Here is a 14,620-nt window from a genome sequence, read left to right as displayed (position 1 = left end):
AATATTTACAGCTGAACCCCAAGGTTATGTCAGAGCTTTCACATGACTGAAGTATCTCCCATCAAATGCTTCATTTCGCTGATTCCAACGTACCACAGCTTAGCGTGCCCGGAAACGATAATCGTAATTTCGTTTAAATTGTTGAAACAAACAATAGGGCTTAGAAAGATGGCTTGGAGTAAGAAAAAACACTAAGCTGGTCAAGTTCGAAGGCTTAGCATATGTTGTTTGCGCGACCCTATCAGTAAAAATGCTAGTGTGAAGTCTAAACATTTTGTATGCAAATTCCGATAACAGTTAAATGAACGTGTGTACATTATAGTGTGAATTTTAAAAGCTGGATGGCAGCAGAAGGGTTTATAAGCTTAACTTATTAGTTTTGACAAATAAAATTTCCATACTGGTATCAAGGAGAGCATAGATCATGAATAAAAAACGTTTGCGTCAATGGATGGCTCCGTTCGCAACGGCTACACTGATTTTAAATACGGGATATGGCATTTTGGCCCCCGATGCAGTGGCTAGCACGTTGCCGACTGAGAGGCATAACTCAAATCTGACAGGACTGAATACAGCACAGTTACATACCAAATTAGCAACCGCTCAAGGTCGTAATGTGCCGGTTACTTCAGGCACGAAAGTGACTACGTTAACAAAAGGTTATGGTCAGAACACCTATCTCAACCAAATGCTAAAAGTAATGTCGAGCCAAATGGTTACTGCGAATATCGCGCCGGCAGAGGTAAGCAATCTGACAGCGGTTCCTACAGAAACAACAAAAGTAAATTTGTCCTGGATCAATCCGTCGGACCTTAATTTCGACCATGTAAAAGTGGTTGGTGTCACTAACGATGTGTATGTAGATAATATTAGAAGTAACTCTTATATGTTGAGCGGTTTACAGCCGAATACGACCTATACCTTTCGAGTGAAGACGGTGAATAAGAGCGGAGATGAATCACAAGGTACGACAATACAGGCCAAAACGGCTTCCATTGATGTCCCTGTAGATAAGACACCTCCAGGAGAGGTAAGCGGGCTGACAGCGACGAATGTCGGATATAACGCTTTTACCGTAAATTACATATTGCCTAAGGATGCTGACCTGAGCCAAGCGATCATCTATTTAAATGGTAAGGAAGTGCAGCGAACTACAGGGACGTCCTATACGTTCAGTGGATTGATTGCCTCCACAAATTATACAGTTCTGGTCAAGACTATTGACAAATCCGGCAACATCTCTGGAGGAATCAGTATTCCGGTTACGACCTCAGCGCTCAGCGTTGATACCGTGCCCGAAGTGACAGGAGCTTCAGTGACATCAGTTAATAACTATAGCGTCACTGTTTCCTGGACGAGACCCAGCGGAATTAGTACAGTCAGTCTGTATAAGGACGGGCAACTGGTAACCGATTCATCAGGAACATCCTATACATTCAACAATCTTTCTTCAGGGCAGGCCTATTCGTTCACGATTAGGTCCAAGCGAAGCACAGGTGCATTGTCCTCCGGTGTGAGACTGACTGCCACAACGGACAGTACGTCCTCCAATTCGTCAGAAGTGTCCAATCTTGAAGTAGATAGCAAAAGTGACACCTGGATCAAAATCACCTACGATATGCCGAGTAAAGCCGACAAGGTGAAGATATATGTTGATGGAGATTATGAGGGAACTACAAGCTCTGAGTCCTATAAAATCACGGATTTGCGAGAAGGACGCTGGTATGAGATTAAGGTCGTGACTGTCAATAGTAATGGAAGAGAATCTAGCGGTGTAAAGATATCAGAACGCACGGATTCGGATGGTTACTATTCTTCTTCGTCATCTAGTTCATCGAATTATGAGAAAGCGAGAGATTTGATGCGAATTGCAGAAAACAGTCTGAATGCCTCGGACTGGCGTTCTGCCAGAGATGCAATCAGTGATCTGCCGAGCGGAACCCGTAAAAGCGATTTGCTGGATCGGTTAGAAGCTATTCGCAATAGAGCGATTGGTACCAGTAGTTCATCATCCGGGACGAGTTCTACAACAACAACTTCTGGTACAACGTCCTCATACCCTAACAATGCGGTTTCCTCATATTCAACTTCGTTCACCCTGACACCAGGAGCTAAATCAGCTTATGTCGATGGTCGTGCTACGACGATGGCTCAGGCTCCGCGAATCATAAATGGGGCGACGATGGTCCCGCTGCGCTTTATCAGTGAACGGATAGGTTACGAGGTAAATTATGAAAAGGCGACCAAAAAGATCATTCTGACTCGACCTACAGATGGCAAACAAGTAGTGCTTCAAGTCAAGAATTCGACCCTTGCCGTGTATGAGTTAAACAACTCCCGGAGTTATTCGACGAACATCACAGCTCCGGTTATTGTTAACGGCTACACGCTGGTTCCACTACGAGTGATTAGCGAGCTTTCGGGGTATCAGGTGAACTATAATACTGCATCCAAACAAATTACGATTACAAAATAAATGCTTCTGCAAAAAAGGGTTCTAGAGTATTCACTTTAGAACCCTTTTTGTGTATTAGGAAGTGTATGTAGAACAATGACAAACTGTTACTCTGTAAACAAGTTATCTTGATTGAAAAGAATATCGAGTTGCTTAAGCTCGTCACTTGTTAGTCGAACACCCAGAGTTTGAAGATTGGACTCGATTTGATCAGGCTTGGTTGCACCTGGAATAATTAGATCAACGGCTGGACGCGTTAATAGCCAAGCTAGCGCAATCTGTGCAGGATCTGCACCCTTGTCTTTCGCGAATGCTTTGAAGCGATCCACGCGTTCCAAGTTTGCTAGAAATGCTTCTTTTTGAAATAAAGGATTATTCATTCGTGAAGTGTCATTAAAAACATCATCCTTCTTATATTTACCGGCCAACAGACCTGATGCGAGCGGGAAAAAAGGAATCAGTGAAATTTCGTGCTCTAGACAATAAGGAATAACGTCGGCTTCTGCATGACGAACCAGTAGTGAGTATTCAGCTTGAAGAACATCCAAGTGCTTATCAGCATTAAAAGCCTGAAGCTGCTCAAAGCTTAAATTTGAAGCGCCAATGGCTTTGATTTTCCCTGACTTCTTCAGCTTTGCAAGTGTGTCAGCAGCTTCAGCCAGCGGGGTCCGGCTATCGGGAAAATGAAGAAAGAAAATGTCAACATAGTCTGTCTGTAATCTCATCAGGCTGTCATCCACAGCCTTACGTAATGCATCTGGACTGTTGTCGACTTCCAGATGGCCTTGATTAAATTGGGTATTAGAAGAATCTTTGGTAGAAATTACAAGATGTTCACGGCCACCATAATCCCGGATGGCTTCACCAATTAACTCCTCAGAGTGGCCCATTCCATACAGAAATGCGGTATCAATGAAATTGATCCCTTTTTCAAGGGCAGTCCTAATTAATTGTCGGCTTAGAGTATCATCGACTTTTGGATACATCATTGAATTACCTACCACACCTGCTCCAAAACCAAGTTTAAATGCTTTTAATCCTGTTTTTCCTATTGCTATTGTATTGTTCATGTTTTTAAGCTCCTCTTTTGTATGATGTGGAATCCTAGGAAGGACTCTAATGCACATCTTACAACCTGGTGTAAACACTAGGTCAAGCAGAGCGATCAGGTATCGAAAACTGATTAAGTTTGGGTTTCAAGTGGCAAAAAGTTATGGCCAAATTTTTGCCCGGTTTGCAATTTCAATTCAATCATATCCTTAATTTCTTGAAGTTCTTGCAGCTGCTGATCTATCTTTTTTTGGTAATCGTAAAGCCTATCGTACCATTCAATATTTGATATGTTGCTCTCATCTAATTGAAGCTGGATCATAGGTTTTAACTCCTTCAGCGACATTGGTTGTGTCAGGAGTGTCTTCATTCCGATGCAAAATGATAAAACGCTACTGATATATAAATGTCAGTAGCGTTTTATATCGTTTAAGCATAGAACAAGGAAGAGGCGTATGCCTGATGAAATCGAACTAACCTAGATAGTAGATGATCTTTTTTTAAAAATTTGACGATCATATCGGTAATGACCTGAGTGGAATTTTAATACTTACCTGTCCGCCGCCTGTCTGGGTGGAGTTGGCAATAATCAGCTTTCCGCCATGTAGGTTGACAATGGATTTTGTTATATACAGGCCCATCCCGTAATGCCCGCTTAATCTTCTGGACGAGTCACCCATATAAAACTGCTCGGCGGCCTGTTTGAGACCTTCTGTAGAGAAGCCCGAGCCTTCGTCTAAGATGCTGAACTGAATGCCGTCTTCCACAGATTCTACGATCACCTGGATCTCGCTATACTCAGGTGCCTGATCTACCGCATTAGAAGCAACATTCATAATGGCGCGCTCAAGTAGAACTGGGTCTGCATACAGCGTCTTAGGGAGGTTACATGCAGCGAATGCTACAGATATTTTTTTGACAGCAGCCAAGGCTATTATTTGATCTTTCACTTTCGTTAAATAGAAGTCAGAATCCATCGTTTCCGCCCGCAGGGTGACAAGCGTTTCCGCTTTTGAAATTTCAATAAGAGTCTTAATATACTGCTCCATCTGCCTGGTGCTTTCCGATATATAATCCGTATAGTTCTTTTGCTCTTCGGACTGATCGGTCTCGGACAGCAGCTCTACGTTTCCACGAACGATAGTGAGTGGTGTTTTGACATCGTGTGCCAGGGCGGATATTTGCTCGCGACGTGATCTTTCCAGATTCCACTGTTTGTGAAGCGAAGTCTTTAAAGTTTCTTTCATTTTATCCATGGAATGCAGCACCTGATCGATCTCCATCACGCCACTGAATTCGATTGAGAAGTCCAGATCCTGTGCTTGAATTTGTTTGGTGGCCTGCTGCAACCCACTCATCTTACGTGCCAGCTTTCGTCCGAAGGAGGAAGCCAGCAAGGCACCTCCCCCCAGAAAGGCGATACAGAACACGGCAAAAAAGGACAATTCCGCGTTCGGCAGGTATTGACGCAGGATAGGAAGTTCAAACTGAGCCGAGACAGAATAGCGCATCACAGTAACTTTATCATGATGTGAGACTTTTACATAGTTATAGGGAAATTGATAAGCAGTATCGTTCTGCTGCGTAACACTCCAAGCAGTTTGAGCCTGCTTTTCAGAAAGGTTTCCCTCATTGAGGCGGCCTTCCGAAGTGAATGATGCGTATTTATACAGTTTCTGCCGAGAATCCGGCTGTAGGGTCTTGCCAGCTTCAATGATTGTCTTGTCCGCCCGCACCTGATTCTCAGCATAGTTCGCGGGGAGAATGGTCCCACAAGACATCAGGACATAGAAGATGAGAACCAGGAACAGAGCGAGCGCAATCGTCCCGATACAGAACATAACTAAATAACCCAGAAAAATGGTTCGTAGTTTGGTTGTCTTGCATGCTTGCTGTACTTTGGTTACTTCCATCGGTACCCGATTCCCCAAACCGTCTCCACTGGCGAAACCTCTACTTTGCCAAGCTTGGCTCGGATATTTTTAATATGCTCCACGATGGTGGCGGAATCGCTGTCCCCATCCAAGCCGAAGACAGCTTCGTAAATCTGCTCTTTAGGGAACACCTGTCCCCAGTTCAGGGCTAGAAACTTACATATCTCATATTCGCTTTTGGTAAACGGGACTACAACATTCTGAACGGTGATTTCCTTGCCGGACAGATTGAAATGAACTTCCCCGATGCAGAATACATTACGCCGTTCACGATTCTCCCGTCTGAGATGGGCGTTGATTCTTGCGCGCAACTCTCCAGCACCAAACGGCTTGACAATATAATCGTCCGCCCCTTCCCCAAGCCCTAACATCACATCGTTCTCCATGGATTTTGCGGTGAGGAACAGGATCGGGCAGTCTATTTTGCTGCGAATTTCCCGACAGAGTGTGAACCCGTCCATGGTAGGCATCATCACGTCAAGCAGGATGAGGTCAAAGGCTCCAAGCTGCATAGTGAGAACCTGTGGGGAGTCGGAGACCACCGTGACAACATGGCCATCTTTCTGCAAAATATTTTGAAGGAGTGCCAAAACGGCGGGTTCATCATCAACGGCCAACAAGTTTGCCATGCTTAATTCACTTCCCTTGCTTTCTTTACTCTAGTCTTTATTCCGACGAATTGTGTCCTTCCCAACGACAAATCCATAATCCTAATAATACCATGATGACTACGGTCCCTACTACGCAATATCTGACTCCCGAATCAAGCCGTATAGCTTCAGGAATAGATACTGCTGAGTTTATACCGTATTGCACCCAGATCGTGATGAACCGGGCAGTCCAAGCAGAGGGGATGAATATCCAATTATGATCACCCAGCCCTGTAAGAAGCAAAGCGGACAATAGACTCTCCATAATGCCTAGACCGATGGAAGCTCCCTTGCCGAACCGCAAACTAATGAAAAAATGCAGAAAATAGAGGAATACACTGGACATAAACAGAATGCAGGCAGCCAACACATAAAACTTCAAGCCATACGGTGACTCTCTCATAAGATATATATAGCCAGCCCCAAAGCCACCGGAGGCAAGCAGCACACTGCCAAATCCCAAGATCAGGAGCAGGCTGAGCTTGCTCAGGAAAGGTAGCAGCTTCACTGGCGAGATCAATAGCTGCTGGAAATTGCCAGCGACTGCCTCCTGCTCAACAGCAATGGAGCAGACAATACCAATCATGGTAGGAAGAACCACGGCCAAGACCTGCAAATAGCCGTCCACCTTTGAAATCGGTGAATACGGAGTAAAGGAATAATAGGCTAGAAAGATTGCTATGCCTAAAAGCGGCACAAACAGCTGCACAAGCAGTAAGGGCTGCCTTCTAAGTTTAAGCACATCGGATTTCAGATAGCGGAAAAAAGAAATCATCTTATTTAGCCTCCCGCTTGCGGAAGGACATCGCCGTCAGTATCGACAGAATTATAAACAGGCAGATTGTGATCACTAGGCCGGGCACAATCACGCCTTTATCCAAAAGCGGATCTCCTGAAGGAACGGCAAGCCCATTAGGTAGCACTTTAATGACGGCGCACATTAATCGGGCTGGAATAGCATAAGGGACCGCCCACCACACAGAGGACGTAGCGAACAAAATGGTGCAGGATACGTTGCCCAGCATATTAATAATTAGAGTGGCAAACATGCCTATTCGGTCCGTCAGGAACAGGCAAAGTGGAACTTGCCACAAAAAGGTGATGAAGAGGATTAGAGTTGCAGCAACGCTTCCTGCTAGTGTCACAGAAGTTGAGAATACGAATCCGCCAAGAGTTATCCCTATAAATAGGACAATAAAGGAAACCATTAAGAGTCTTACGCAAACCCCGATTTTACCGTACCATACCTGAGCCAAATCTACAGCCATGCCGAGGACAGCACGGTATTTCAGCTTCTTGCAATCCTTTTGGATCACTCCTGAGCACATTAAGGTGAGGGCACCTGGCAGCAGCATGAAATACCACCAATTGTAGCTGGCGCTTTGGAGCATACGTCCCCCCATGAGTACGGTACACAGAAGAAGAGTAGCGATGGGGGCAAGCCAGACCAACTTTTTTGTGAAGGTACGCTTTAATTTTAGATGTTCGGCGGCTATATATTGCTGCATCCTACTCATCCCCTTTTCGGTATTCCTGTGCAATCTGCATGAACAACGATTCCAGGCTTTGTCCTGGAGTGACCGCCTCTTGATAAGCTAATACGCCGCCGGCAATGATACCGACATGGTCAACGATTTGTTCGACTTCGGATAAAATATGGCTGGAAAGAATTACGGTAATTCCTTGCTTCGGGAAGGAGCGAATCAACTCGCGTTGCTCCTGAATACCAATGGGGTCTAGTCCGTTGGTTGGCTCATCTAAGATCAATAGCTTGGGATGATTGAGGAGAGCAATGGCAATGCCCAGCCGCTGTTTCATACCCATCGAGAACTGGCCCGAGCGCTTTTTCCCGGTATGGGTCAAATCAACAATGTTCAGCACTTCATCAATCTGCGAATCAGGCAATCCCAGCAACGTTGTACGAACTTTGAGGTTCTCTCTAGCTGTCAAATTTTCATAGAGTGGAGGGGATTCGATCAGTGCGCCGATCTGAGCAAGATCTTTTCGGGACCAGGGTTTTCCTTGAAATAAAATCTCACCGGATGTCGGGCGTAGCATACCGGTTAACATTTTCAAGGTGGTTGATTTTCCAGCCCCATTTGGGCCAAGTAGTCCATAGACGGAATTCTCCTGAATAGACAGTGTAACGTTGTTCACCGCCTGTTGTCGTCCGAAGGTTTTGCAGAGATTTTTAGTCTGTAAAATAATGTTATCCATATCAGTTCATCCTTTTCATTTGTTCTGACAACTACTTTAAAGATCAATTCTAAGAACTTTATAAGGATTTAAAATATTAATTTCAAACTTTATGCATTCATGCACTATTCGCTATAATGGATACAGTGATTTAGGAAAGGGATGTAATCATGAAGAAGGTCATCGTAATCGGATCAGGAATTCTGGGGGCATCGACAGCATACCATCTAGCAAAAATGGGTGCTAATGTCATTATTGTAGATCGTAAAGATAAAGGACAGGCTACTGATGCCGCTGCTGGCATTATCTGTCCCTGGCTATCACAGCGACGCAATCAGGCTTGGTACCAACTAGCCAAAGCGGGAGCGCGTTTTTACCCTGGGTTGATTGAAGAACTCAAAAGCGAGGGAGAAACAGAAACTGGCTATGCTCAAGTGGGGGCTCTCAGTATTCATGATGATTTGGAGAAAATCAAAAAAATGGAGGAGCGGGCACACTTACGACAAGCGGATGCACCGGAAATCGGTGAAATTACCCGGCTAAATGAAAAAGAAACCCATGAACGGTTTCCTTTGTTAGTAGAAGGTTATCATTCTGTTCATATTAGCGGTGCCGCCCGAATAGATGGGCGTGCGCTGCGGGATGCGTTGGTCCGATCAGCACAAAAAAACGGGGCGGTCCTTATACAAGGAAATGCTACGCTTCAATATGAGTCCGACCATGTAACGGGAGTAGTGGTCGGTGCACAAAGCTTCTCGTATGACAAGGTCATTGTTTGTGCAGGTGCATGGGCAAATCAACTACTGTTGCCTTTGGGCATTCATTTTAAGGTTAGTTATCAAAAAGCACAAATTATGCATTTGCAGGTTTCTAATAGGCAAGACACAGGCACTTGGCCTGTAGTCATACCGCCTTCTGATCAATATCTGCTGGCTTTTGATAAACAGAAGATCGTAATAGGGGCGACTCACGAAAATGAAATCGAAGGTTACGATACGAGAGTAACAGCAGGTGGGATGCAGGAAATTCTGGATAAAGGTTTAGAGTTGGCCCCTGATTTAGCAAACAGCACTTTTCAGGAGGTAAGAGTTGGTTTCCGTCCTTTTACACCCGGTTTTCTACCGGTGATCGGAGCTGTTCCAGGCTGGGATGGTCTTATAGCGGCAAATGGGCTTGGAGCATCCGGGTTGACCATGGGCCCCTTTATTGGAAATCAGCTGGCAAAGTTGGCACTTGGAATGGATTTAGATATCGATATCAATGATTATGATATTCGAAAAGCAATAGATGAAAGTTGATCCTTGACCGGAGACAACAATATATATGCTTATGAAGTCGCCATACTGGCGACTTTTTGTTTTAGTGCTATATTCATTCTATACGTCATTCATCATGTCATTGAGATGCGAATTTTTTAACGATTGTGTTGTGGTTTGCATGTTTTTCAAGTAGTCGATTTTATAGATACAGGAATAGATCACATTTAATACATAGTCAAAGGCAATCTGCGATGAAAATGTACCAATCTTGGCATGTTTTACTTCGTCATTAGGCACCTGGATACAGATATTACTGAGTTTGGCCAATTCGCTTTGATTGGTTGCTGTAATTGTGATAAAAGGGATATTTTCATGTGCGAAATGCCGTGCTGCTTTTAAAAAAATCGGCGACTTTCCGTGGTAAGTTAAAAAAACAGCGCAATCCTGTGTCGTAAGATTAGCCGTATGGTAAGCCCACTCAGACAGCTCCGTGGCTATAAACACATACTTGTTTATTTTTACCAATTTATTTTGGAAACTTTTCGCACGGATTTGTGAATCACCTAACGCATATATAAAGATTCTTTTCGCTTGATCCAGCAGTAGGGCTGTTTGCGACAATAAATCATCATCCATGAATGTAAAGTTTTTTTCAATCGTTTCTTTCATTAATTCTGCAATTTCTTTCGCTACTTGAAGTGGGGATTCATCAAAACCGAAAGGATAGTTGGGGTCTACATTGGAAATGTTCTGGGTATTCTGCTGAAATTCCCGAGCAAGTTTGATTATGAACTCCTTGAAACCAGATAGCCCAAGTTTATGTGTTAATCGATTAATCGCGGAATGCGAAGTATATGTTGCCTTTGCAAGCTCCTGAATATTTAAGTGCAGGATACTTTCCTTATGAAGCAAAATATAGGATGCAATGCTTTTTTCGTTTGGTGTAAAGTTTTGCATTTCGGATAATTGCATCAGTATTTTCAACAGGTTCACTCCGGTTCAATTGAAATAACGTTTGATAAAGGATATAAAATAAACATTTTGTTTAAAAACAACCCGCCATGTTGACAAATAATCGGTTGAATGTACCATTTTGGCGGCAAATCCTTTACGATCAACATTCTTCTTCTATAATAAATGAAAAAGAGCCTAAGGGGGAAATAATATGCTTACCATCGGTTATATTGGAAATGGGAAAAGCACGAACCGTTATCATCTTCCTTTTTCATTGAACAGAGCTGATTTGAAAGTGAAGACGATATACACACGTAATCCAGATAAAGGGGAGTGGAAAAAAGTCCCTGACGTGCAGTATACAGATAATATTGAATCTCTAATGAACGATAAGGAGATTCAGTTGATTGTTATCTGTACACCTGTAGAATCCCACTACGACTATGCGAAAATGGCGCTTGACCACGGGAAAAATGTACTTGTTGAGAAACCTTTTACGTTAACCAAAGAAGAAGCCATGTCGATCTTCCAATATGCTAAAGAGAAAAATCTGGTTGTACAATGCTATCAGAATAGACGTTACGACTCGGATTTCCTCACTACCCAGAAGATTATTGAATCAGGAAAACTTGGAGATTTGCTGGAAGTGGAGATGCATTACGATTATTATCGCCCTGAGATCCCGAACTCCACTTCTCATTTTTCCAAAAAAAACAGTTACCTATACGGACATGGCGTTCATACCATTGACCAGGTTCTTTCCTATTTTGGGAAGCCGGACACAATTCGTTACGATGTTCGTCAATTGCTGGGTTCTGGGAGAATGAATGATTACTTTGATCTGGATTTTTACTATCCCTCGCTCAAGGTATCCATCAAATCCAGTTTTTTTCGCTTAAAAGAGCGGCCGAGTTTTGTTGTATACGGCAAAAAAGGCGTTTTTATAAAGCAAACGAAGGATCGTCAGGAGGAGCATCTGAAATTGTACTATCTGCCTAAGGGACACGCCGATTTCGGCATCGACCTGCCCGAGCATTACGGCATCTTAACATATCTGGATGATAAAGGCGAGTATCATGAAGAAAAAGTCGTTTCTGAAAAGGGAGACTATGCTCGAGTGTATGACGATATTTATCAGTCGATCGTATTTGGTAAAGAAAAAGTGATTAAAGACGAAGAAACGATAATTTGTATGGAAATACTTGAAAAAGGTATAGAGGAGTGCAACTAAAATGAAGTTGGGAATTGTCGGAGCAGGGATGATCGTAGGAGATCTATTGAGCTTTATTCAGGAAATCCCGACCATTTTATTAAAGGGCATTTGTTCTAGACCTAGCCACCAGGAGAAATTACTGGATTTGAAAAATAAATATGGAATATCTCAGATTTATTCGGATTACAGCGAGATGCTGATGAACCGTGATGTGGATACAGTTTATATCGGGTTGCCTAATCATCTTCATTATTCATATGCCAAAGAAGCATTATTGAGTGGTAAACATGTCATTTGTGAGAAGCCGTTTACTTCCAATTTGCAAGAATTTCTAGAGCTAAAAGAAATTGCTCAGCAAAGAAAACTGGTATTGGTGGAAGCCATAACGAATCAATATTTGAAAAATTATTTGTCAATGAAGGAGTATCTACCTAAACTTGGTGAAATCAAAATAGTTGAATGCAACTATTCTCAATACTCATCTCGATATGAAGCTTTCAAAGCGGGAATAATCCAGCCTGCGTTTAATCCGGAAATGTCTGGTGGAGCCTTGATGGATATTAATTTATATAATATTCATTTTGTTGTTGGATTCTTCGGTAGCCCAAAGAAAGTGGAGTATTGGGCGAACATGGAGCGTGGAATTGATACTTCAGGTATGCTGCTGCTTGATTACGGTGATTTCAAGTGTGTCTGCATAGGTTCAAAAGATAGTACGGCCCCCAATGCCGTGAACATTCAAGGCAATAAGGGCTATTTACACATGGCAAGTTCTGCTAATATATGCGACTGCTTTGATTACACTGCGAATAAGGAAACGCCAATTCGTGTGGATCTAAAAGATCATTCGCATCGAATGTATGACGAATTCGTTGAGTTTGATCGCATCATCGAAGAAAAAGATTTTGGAAAAGTCTCGAATATGCTTGAACATAGCGAGAAGGTCATGAATGTCATTGAGAAAGCCAAGCAGTCCGCCAATCTTGTATTTGGCCCTGATAAACCATTTTGAGAGTAGCAGACATATGTCTGCTACTCTTTTTTATCAGATTCACAATTTCCGGTCCAACAGCATGCCTATTTGCTCTGCCATCTCGACAGGAGGGAGAGGTTTATCATTCAAAAACCACCACTCCATAATCCCTACCACAGCGGACGCTGCATAACGGACAACCACTTCTTCGTTTAGTCCCCGATTTCTTGCTTCATTCATGTCGACCTCTTCCCGAAGTTCATCGATCATAAATTCAAGAAACTGAGTGCGGAAGTAAGGGGCGCCTTTGCTCACCAGCATCGTGGAGAAAAATAAATAGTTAGCCTCAAAATATTCAAACCAAACAATTTCGGCCTCTGTAAAGCTCAAATGAGCCGATTCAATACATAATCTTCGAAGTTCATTGATGTGTGCGGCGATCAGCTTATCCAGCAAATCATATTTGTCCACGTAATGAAGATAGATGGTTCCCCGGCTTACATTCGCTTTGTCGGATAGATCCTGAATCGTAATATGGTCGAAACTCTTTTCGGTCATCAACTCCGTTAATGCTTTTTTCAAGGCTTCCTGTGTTTTGAGTATTCTCCTGTCCACTTTCACTGTGTTCAACCCCTAAACTTCTAAATGATAATTGACTGTTTTAACTTATATGTCTATTAGTGAACAAATCAAGCGTATTTAACAATTGCAAGCATTCTGTATCAGCTTATAATAATAGACACAAGTTCAATAATGTATCTTTTTCAATTATAGATGCATTTATATGAAGGATCAATGCAAAGAAAGAGGAGATATCACATGTCAGATACTCAAAAACTTACGGCTGCACAGCGAACGATTGGGGACTTCTCACCAAAGATCGTCGAGCTGACCGACAAGGTGCTTTTTGGGGACGTTTGGGAACGCAAAGAGCTGGCCCCACGCGACCGCAGCCTCATTACCGTAGCAAGCTTGATCACCGGAGGGAATTCCGAACAACTGGGCTTTCATTTGGGTAAAGCCAAAGACAACGGCCTGACGGAAGAGGAACTGATCGAAGTCATTACCCATCTTGCCTTTTATGCGGGCTGGCCGAAGGCGATGTCCGCTATTACAGTGGCCAAAGAACTATTCGCAAAAGAAAACTAAGTCTCGAAAGGATGTTCATTCTCTATGTCCAATATTCAAGATAAAGTCGTTATTATTACAGGTGCTTCCAGCGGAATCGGAGAGGCAGCGGCCAAAGAACTGGCATCTAAAGGTGCGAAGCTTGTGCTGGCGGCTCGCCGTGAAGACCGTTTACAAAAGCTGCAAGAAGAAGTTGAACAAAGCGGGGGTACAGCCAAACTACAAAGTAACCGATGTGACATCGCATGAGCAAGTGGAGGAGTTGGCTTCGTATGCACTTCAAGAGTTTGGGAAAATCGACGTACTTATCAATAATGCCGGAGTCATGCCGCAATCGTTTCTCTTTAAGAAGAAAATTAATGAATGGGATATGATGATTGATATTAATATCAAGGGCCTTTTGTACGGGATTGCTGCTGTTCTGCCTGCGATGCGGGAACAGAAATCTGGCCATATCATTAATCTGTCTTCTATTGCCGGACATAATGTCTACCCCGGCGGCACTGTATATTGCGCGACCAAACATGCCGTAAGGGCGATTACGGAAGGTTTACGTCAAGAAGAGGCGCTCAGTGGTACCCAGATTCGTACAACGAATATCTCTCCAGGAGCTGTCAGCACTGAATTGACGGAGGGAATCACGGATGCAGAGTTAAAACAAGCCTACGATGAGTTATATCAAGGAGCGATTAAAGCGGAAAGTATCGCACGTGCGATTGCTTTTGCGATTGAAGAGCCAGGAGATGTTGCGATCAATGAAATGATTATTCGCCCTACCACACAACAGGCGTAAGTCAACAGCAGGAGG

The 14,620-nt window shown here is 43.3% G+C and carries 14 protein-coding genes and 1 pseudogene; 6 read left to right on the top strand and 9 right to left on the bottom strand.

The window, feature by feature from the left end; all coding sequences use genetic code 11:
* The first annotated feature begins 424 nt into the window (after nucleotides 1–424).
* Nucleotides 425–2,476 carry a fibronectin type III domain-containing protein gene (locus tag MKY24_RS13580; protein WP_339200191.1) on the top strand — a complete coding sequence of 684 codons (2,052 nt, stop codon included), beginning with the start codon at nucleotides 425–427 and terminating at the stop codon, nucleotides 2,474–2,476.
* A gap of 86 nt (nucleotides 2,477–2,562) precedes the next feature.
* Here MKY24_RS13580 and MKY24_RS13575 read toward each other — a convergent pair whose 3' ends face one another.
* The 7 genes from MKY24_RS13575 to MKY24_RS13545 form a co-directional block, all read right to left on the bottom strand.
* Nucleotides 2,563–3,525 (bottom strand): aldo/keto reductase, encoded by a 963-nt coding sequence (locus MKY24_RS13575; RefSeq protein ID WP_339200190.1) that lies wholly within the window; start codon nucleotides 3,523–3,525, stop codon nucleotides 2,563–2,565.
* 113 nt (nucleotides 3,526–3,638) lie between these two features.
* Nucleotides 3,639–3,827 carry a hypothetical protein gene (locus MKY24_RS13570; protein WP_264453730.1) on the bottom strand — a complete coding sequence of 63 codons (189 nt, stop codon included), beginning with the start codon at nucleotides 3,825–3,827 and terminating at the stop codon, nucleotides 3,639–3,641.
* Between the two features lie 193 nt (nucleotides 3,828–4,020).
* Nucleotides 4,021–5,418, bottom strand: coding sequence for a HAMP domain-containing sensor histidine kinase (locus MKY24_RS13565; protein ID WP_339200188.1), 1,398 nt, complete (start codon nucleotides 5,416–5,418; stop codon nucleotides 4,021–4,023).
* A complete protein-coding gene (locus tag MKY24_RS13560) occupies nucleotides 5,409–6,068 on the bottom strand; it encodes a response regulator transcription factor (protein WP_068938789.1) in 660 nt (219 codons plus the stop codon). Before MKY24_RS13560 ends, MKY24_RS13565 begins: the two co-directional genes overlap by 10 nt.
* Before the next feature lie 37 nt (nucleotides 6,069–6,105).
* Nucleotides 6,106–6,864 carry a lantibiotic immunity ABC transporter MutG family permease subunit gene (locus MKY24_RS13555; RefSeq protein WP_068938791.1) on the bottom strand — a complete coding sequence of 253 codons (759 nt, stop codon included), beginning with the start codon at nucleotides 6,862–6,864 and terminating at the stop codon, nucleotides 6,106–6,108.
* A 1-nt stretch (nucleotide 6,865) separates the two neighbouring features.
* Entirely contained in the window at nucleotides 6,866–7,597 is a 732-nt protein-coding gene (locus MKY24_RS13550; RefSeq protein ID WP_068938793.1) for a lantibiotic immunity ABC transporter MutE/EpiE family permease subunit, read from the bottom strand.
* 1 nt (nucleotide 7,598) lies between these two features.
* Nucleotides 7,599–8,306 (bottom strand): lantibiotic protection ABC transporter ATP-binding protein, encoded by a 708-nt coding sequence (locus MKY24_RS13545; protein WP_068938799.1) that lies wholly within the window; start codon nucleotides 8,304–8,306, stop codon nucleotides 7,599–7,601.
* Between the two features lie 149 nt (nucleotides 8,307–8,455).
* Here MKY24_RS13545 and MKY24_RS13540 point away from each other — a divergent pair, with 149 nt between their 5' ends.
* Nucleotides 8,456–9,583 carry an FAD-binding oxidoreductase gene (locus MKY24_RS13540; protein ID WP_339200187.1) on the top strand — a complete coding sequence of 376 codons (1,128 nt, stop codon included), beginning with the start codon at nucleotides 8,456–8,458 and terminating at the stop codon, nucleotides 9,581–9,583.
* Between the two features lie 78 nt (nucleotides 9,584–9,661).
* On the opposite strand, the gene MKY24_RS13535 is transcribed toward MKY24_RS13540, so the two are convergent.
* Entirely contained in the window at nucleotides 9,662–10,528 is an 867-nt protein-coding gene (locus tag MKY24_RS13535; RefSeq protein WP_023988835.1) for a MurR/RpiR family transcriptional regulator, read from the bottom strand.
* Between the two features lie 181 nt (nucleotides 10,529–10,709).
* Here MKY24_RS13535 and MKY24_RS13530 point away from each other — a divergent pair, with 181 nt between their 5' ends.
* The gene (locus MKY24_RS13530; RefSeq protein ID WP_339200186.1) at nucleotides 10,710–11,729 is read left to right on the top strand and encodes a Gfo/Idh/MocA family oxidoreductase; all 1,020 of its coding nucleotides are present in this window, start codon (nucleotides 10,710–10,712) and stop codon (nucleotides 11,727–11,729) included.
* A gap of 1 nt (nucleotide 11,730) precedes the next feature.
* On the top strand, nucleotides 11,731–12,723 hold the full coding sequence (locus MKY24_RS13525) for a Gfo/Idh/MocA family oxidoreductase (RefSeq protein WP_023988833.1): 993 nt from the start codon (nucleotides 11,731–11,733) through the stop codon (nucleotides 12,721–12,723).
* A gap of 39 nt (nucleotides 12,724–12,762) precedes the next feature.
* On the opposite strand, the gene MKY24_RS13520 is transcribed toward MKY24_RS13525, so the two are convergent.
* On the bottom strand, nucleotides 12,763–13,305 hold the full coding sequence (locus MKY24_RS13520; protein ID WP_339200184.1) for a TetR/AcrR family transcriptional regulator: 543 nt from the start codon (nucleotides 13,303–13,305) through the stop codon (nucleotides 12,763–12,765).
* A gap of 198 nt (nucleotides 13,306–13,503) precedes the next feature.
* Between MKY24_RS13520 and MKY24_RS13515 the strand changes: the two genes are divergently transcribed.
* Both MKY24_RS13515 and MKY24_RS13510 read left to right on the top strand, forming a co-directional pair.
* The gene (locus MKY24_RS13515; RefSeq protein WP_023988831.1) at nucleotides 13,504–13,833 is read left to right on the top strand and encodes a carboxymuconolactone decarboxylase family protein; all 330 of its coding nucleotides are present in this window, start codon (nucleotides 13,504–13,506) and stop codon (nucleotides 13,831–13,833) included.
* Between the two features lie 24 nt (nucleotides 13,834–13,857).
* Nucleotides 13,858–14,605: pseudogene (locus MKY24_RS13510) on the top strand (SDR family oxidoreductase).
* Nucleotides 14,606–14,620: the final 15 nt, after the last annotated feature.

The organism is Paenibacillus sp. FSL P2-0322 (assembly GCF_037975315.1).
In the GTDB taxonomy this organism is placed as follows: Bacteria; Bacillota; Bacilli; order Paenibacillales; family Paenibacillaceae; genus Paenibacillus; species Paenibacillus polymyxa_B.
Note: the sequence above shows the minus strand (reverse complement) of the source record. Positions and strands in the feature narration are given on the sequence as shown.

Bases quoted from the DNA above. Each gene is read 5' to 3' on its own strand.
- MKY24_RS13515 (WP_023988831.1), top strand. From the start codon at position 13,504: ATGTCAGATACTCAAAAACTTACGGCTGCACAGCGAACGATTGGGGAC.
- MKY24_RS13570 (WP_264453730.1), bottom strand. From the start codon at position 3,827: ATGATCCAGCTTCAATTAGATGAGAGCAACATATCAAATATTGAATGG.
- MKY24_RS13575 (WP_339200190.1), bottom strand. From the start codon at position 3,525: ATGAACAATACAATAGCAATAGGAAAAACAGGATTAAAAGCATTTAAA.
- MKY24_RS13580 (WP_339200191.1), top strand. From the start codon at position 425: ATGAATAAAAAACGTTTGCGTCAATGGATGGCTCCGTTCGCAACGGCT.
- MKY24_RS13565 (WP_339200188.1), bottom strand. From the start codon at position 5,418: ATGGAAGTAACCAAAGTACAGCAAGCATGCAAGACAACCAAACTACGA.
- MKY24_RS13540 (WP_339200187.1), top strand. From the start codon at position 8,456: ATGAAGAAGGTCATCGTAATCGGATCAGGAATTCTGGGGGCATCGACA.
- MKY24_RS13560 (WP_068938789.1), bottom strand. From the start codon at position 6,068: ATGGCAAACTTGTTGGCCGTTGATGATGAACCCGCCGTTTTGGCACTC.
- MKY24_RS13530 (WP_339200186.1), top strand. From the start codon at position 10,710: ATGCTTACCATCGGTTATATTGGAAATGGGAAAAGCACGAACCGTTAT.
- MKY24_RS13555 (WP_068938791.1), bottom strand. From the start codon at position 6,864: ATGATTTCTTTTTTCCGCTATCTGAAATCCGATGTGCTTAAACTTAGA.
- MKY24_RS13550 (WP_068938793.1), bottom strand. From the start codon at position 7,597: ATGCAGCAATATATAGCCGCCGAACATCTAAAATTAAAGCGTACCTTC.
- MKY24_RS13545 (WP_068938799.1), bottom strand. From the start codon at position 8,306: ATGGATAACATTATTTTACAGACTAAAAATCTCTGCAAAACCTTCGGA.
- MKY24_RS13525 (WP_023988833.1), top strand. From the start codon at position 11,731: ATGAAGTTGGGAATTGTCGGAGCAGGGATGATCGTAGGAGATCTATTG.